This window comes from Sulfitobacter sp. PR48, assembly GCF_028807335.1.
In the GTDB taxonomy this organism is placed as follows: domain Bacteria; phylum Pseudomonadota; class Alphaproteobacteria; order Rhodobacterales; family Rhodobacteraceae; genus Sulfitobacter.
The window spans coordinates 1-3,532 of the sequence record NZ_JARAMM010000052.1 but is presented as its reverse complement, the minus strand read 5'-3'; the positions used below and the strand labels follow the sequence as shown (position 1 = coordinate 3,532).

4 protein-coding genes and 2 pseudogenes are annotated in these 3,532 nt (G+C 62.7%); all 6 read right to left on the bottom strand.

What is annotated here, in order from left to right:
- Nucleotides 1-324, bottom strand: a pseudogene (locus PVW51_RS24100) (hypothetical protein); the annotation flags it as partial.
- A 104-nt stretch (nt 325-428) separates the two neighbouring features.
- A complete protein-coding gene (locus PVW51_RS24095) occupies nt 429-905 on the bottom strand; it encodes a DUF6915 family protein (protein WP_093455098.1) in 477 nt (158 codons plus the stop codon).
- A 1-nt stretch (nt 906) separates the two neighbouring features.
- Nucleotides 907-1,290, bottom strand: coding sequence for a DUF6878 family protein (locus tag PVW51_RS24090; RefSeq protein WP_274578222.1), 384 nt, complete (start codon nt 1,288-1,290; stop codon nt 907-909).
- Between the two features lie 78 nt (nt 1,291-1,368).
- Nucleotides 1,369-1,665 carry a hypothetical protein gene (locus PVW51_RS24085; RefSeq protein WP_274578221.1) on the bottom strand — a complete coding sequence of 99 codons (297 nt, stop codon included), beginning with the start codon at nt 1,663-1,665 and terminating at the stop codon, nt 1,369-1,371.
- Between the two features lie 115 nt (nt 1,666-1,780).
- Nucleotides 1,781-2,161 carry a DUF3768 domain-containing protein gene (locus tag PVW51_RS24080; RefSeq protein ID WP_274578218.1) on the bottom strand — a complete coding sequence of 127 codons (381 nt, stop codon included), beginning with the start codon at nt 2,159-2,161 and terminating at the stop codon, nt 1,781-1,783.
- 126 nt (nt 2,162-2,287) lie between these two features.
- Nucleotides 2,288-3,532 (bottom strand): annotated as a pseudogene (locus PVW51_RS24075) (ParB/RepB/Spo0J family partition protein); the annotation flags it as partial.

Below are 3,532 nucleotides of genomic sequence, written 5' to 3'. Positions count from 1 at the left end.
GGAATCCCACGGGCAGTGAAACCCGATGGTGTTCATCGCGAGACCGGAATGATCGTAGAGAAACACGGGCAGCAGGATTGCCTTGCGCTCGGCGCGGTCGCGGAGCTGGTCCATCGAGAGGTCGCTCTGATCCGAGACGCCCACGAGATCACGCAGGAACGCCTCGGGGCTGTCGAAATGGTGGCTGTCGCCCAGCCGGTATCTCCGATGCCAGCAGATCAGCGTGCCGAGGTTGGACCACTCCCGTGGGCTCTCGGGATCGGGGTCATGGAAAATCTTGATGGTATGGCCGTGATAGGCCTCCTCATAGACAGGGTCGTGCATGTCGATGTCCTTTCTTGGAACGAAAACGACCCGCCAGGCCGATTGGGCGCAGGCGAGTCGATCTGGTTGTGATGAGTTGGTTGGTGAGGTCGCCCCCCGGCGGATCAGGCGGCGGCGCGGTTCTGGCGGTGCTGAACGTGTTCGACCGAGACCTTCAGCAGCCATTCCTCGAAGCCGAGAATGGTCTGGTGATTTGCCACCGCGTGGCTCCAGACCGCGCGCGGATCGCTGCCGATCTGCGTCGGGTCGTTGTCGATCCGGCCGTTGGCCATCCACGGTTCCGGTTGGATGCGTCCAAGCCAGTCGGCCAGCGACGGGATGCGCCCTTGGCAGTCTTCGCGCACATGCTGTTCGCCGATCCAGCGGATGGGCACGACCCGGCCCGCGCTGTTGGTCAGGCTGCGCCCAAACAAGCGCTCAGCTTCGAAGATCCCGAGCGTGTGGTGCCGATGTGCCCGGTGGGTGAAAAGTGCGAGGTGTTCCTTAGATGAGTCGAACCAATCGTGCACATATTGGTAATCATCTGGAACACCGCCAAACTTTCGGGCCGAGCTTTCAGCGTGGTGGAGGGGGTGTGCCATGTCAGAGCCCCTCATGTTCGCTGGTGTTGGTCTCGATGTACCGGTTCGAATGACTGACATCGATCTTGTCAGTCTCGAGAACCCAGGTCAGTTCGCCATAGCCGCCTTCATTGTTCTCGAAGCCGGGGCTCAGCGCATAGGCGAAGTCCCAGCCGAAATCTTCGACCCGACGGCGCAACTCTTCTGAGAGAGCGATCGTGTCTGGCGTCACGGCGACATCTTCGACATTGCCGGAATCGCCGTAGCCTTCGTATTGCACCTCGATCTTCGTCACGCCAAGGGCACACAGTTCGGTCAGAAGGGCGGCACGGGTCACAACCCTCTGCTCGGCGGCGCATTGCTGGGCTTCCAGCATCTGCGCGTAAAAATCATTCACTTGTGTCATGTCTTCGATCCTTTGGAATTGAGGGAAGGGGAGGGCGAGCTTTGCATCAGATCGCCCAAGGGGTTTCCTGCGGGGGCTTCAAGCCGCGGCGTCGCCGCGTTCGTCACCCGTCTGGTCAACCAGGTTGAAATACAGATTCTCGGTCGCGCGCTTGAACCCCGGCGGTTTGCGCGGGGCGAGGCAGCGCACCGAGGCGCTGCAGCTCTCGCCATGCTCCATCGCGAACTGCGTCACCTTGTCGATCAGATCGTCCATGCCCGCGGCCTGGATGCGTTTTTCTGGGTAGCTCGCCATCATCTGGAACTGGGTGACAACGAAGGCGCCGTCACGATGCGCGGGATAGAGGGAGATCTGATACTCGAGTGTCTTGGCCATTTCTGGTCTCCTGCGACGGGCAGAACGCGGGTATCGCGCCCCTTGGAACCCGTCAGCGCGAAAGGACCGCCCTTTGTGCAAGGGCGATCCGAGGTGATATTGAAGAAGAGGGGCGTCAGTATTCTGACGGCAGAAGCAGGGTCAGGACGCGGCGGGTTTGCGCGGGATCGGATGGCTCGGGAGAGCCATATTGATAGTCGACGTCGTACAAATCGAGCTTGAACCAGATCGTGGTCCCGTCGAAGTCGATGACCCCCATCTCGTGCCAACCATGAGGGTCGCTGTCAGCGGTGAACGCATCAAACGAAGCGACGCGGCGGGTGAGAGCGAGCTGGGCGTCCGGCCCTAGTGCTGCAACACCACGGGTCATCACGAACTGGCCCTGCGGGGCATCGGCGACGGGGGTGGTCCCGAGAATGGAGAGGCGAAAGGCGTCATTCTGAGCAGCAATCAGTGCGGCTTCCTTGACGGGATCGAGATCGAGTGTGGTGGTCATGGGATGTCTCCGAGACGGGCCCGCCGATCCGATATCGGCTGCGTGAAACCCGTCAGCGGGAAAGGGCCGCCCTCTGCGCGAGGACGGCCCAAGGCTTAGGTCATGATCGGATCGGTTTTCGCCGCGTCAGGCCGCATCCTCGCTCAGGAAGGCGGGCAAGGACGACGGTTCATTGCTCTCAGCGTCGCTCAAAGAATCTTCGGCGGACAGATCTCCCTCCTCGGTCTCCGGCGCAGCGCCTGCCGTGTCGGCACCAGCCTCCGTCGCACCGGCAAACACCATCCCGTCGGGCAGCCACCGCGTCGTTTTCGCAACCGTTGCGGCGTCGAACCCTTCCGTCTCACTCGAAGTTTCCGCGAACGCCCGCTCCATCGCGGCCGCGATATCGCCCTTGCGCTCGCGATTTCGATCCTCAGCGTAGTCGTCGCCGATTAGCTTGCGCGCCGTAGCCACCGCATGCCCTTTGTTGACCCGACCCCAGTAGTTTTGCGCGGTCGGACGCCAGCAGGCCGCCACGTCGACGTCGAGCCGCGCACCGATCTCCTCGATGATCGGGGAAGGGCGATTGTCCGTGCTTAGCTGCGGCTTGACCGCGAGACCCGTCGCCCAGGCGAACAGCGCCTGCTTGTCCGCAATGAGCAGTGCCGACATCGCCCGGAAATCTTCGGGTTTCTCCAGCTTCATCCAGTCCGTGGCAAGGTCCTGTTCCAGCGCCTCGAGCATCTTCTGGGCGACGGTGTCCGCGTGCAGCACTTCGCGGTTTTGCGCCTGGAAGGGCCGGATCGAGATGTCGAGTGCCTCATTGTTATAGTACCGGCCCAGAGCCTGTTCGCAGAGCGCATAGAGCATCGCATCGAACGCCACCTCGAAATCCGCCGCCAGATGCGCCCGCAAGATGTGCTGGCGCGTCGCGCGCAGATCATCGGCGAGGCTCGCCGAAATCCCGTCCGCCTTGCGCAACGTCGCGGCAGGATCGGAGGTTGGCACCGGCGTGGAGGAGGTCGGCGGCGTCACGTGTGGCCGGGCAGGGGAGGGGGCGCCATCCGCATCTGCGGTGGTCTCGTCAGGTTCGGGCGCGGCTGGAATATCCTCCGGTCTCACGAGGCCTTTCTCGACGCGCAACGCCCCGTCATGGCCGATGGTCAGAACCACGCCGGCGATGGCGCGATCGGCGTCGGCATAGGGCTGCCGCTCTCCCTGCAAGACCTCGATTTCGCGCAGGCGCGGTTCGATGGCGTAATATTCTTCGGTCTCCGCGTCATTCCAATCCTCGCCGTCATTCTGCGCCGCCAGTTCTTCCTCGCGCGCGATGAGACGTTCCTCCTCGGCGAGCAGGTCCGGATCAGGCTCGATGTCCTGCGGATAGACCCG

Excerpts from the sequence above, each read along its gene's own strand:
- PVW51_RS24090 (WP_274578222.1), bottom strand. The coding sequence starts at position 1,290 with ATGACACAAGTGAATGATTTTTACGCGCAGATGCTGGAAGCCCAGCAA.
- PVW51_RS24080 (WP_274578218.1), bottom strand. The coding sequence starts at position 2,161 with ATGACCACCACACTCGATCTCGATCCCGTCAAGGAAGCCGCACTGATT.
- PVW51_RS24095 (WP_093455098.1), bottom strand. The coding sequence starts at position 905 with ATGGCACACCCCCTCCACCACGCTGAAAGCTCGGCCCGAAAGTTTGGC.
- PVW51_RS24085 (WP_274578221.1), bottom strand. The coding sequence starts at position 1,665 with ATGGCCAAGACACTCGAGTATCAGATCTCCCTCTATCCCGCGCATCGT.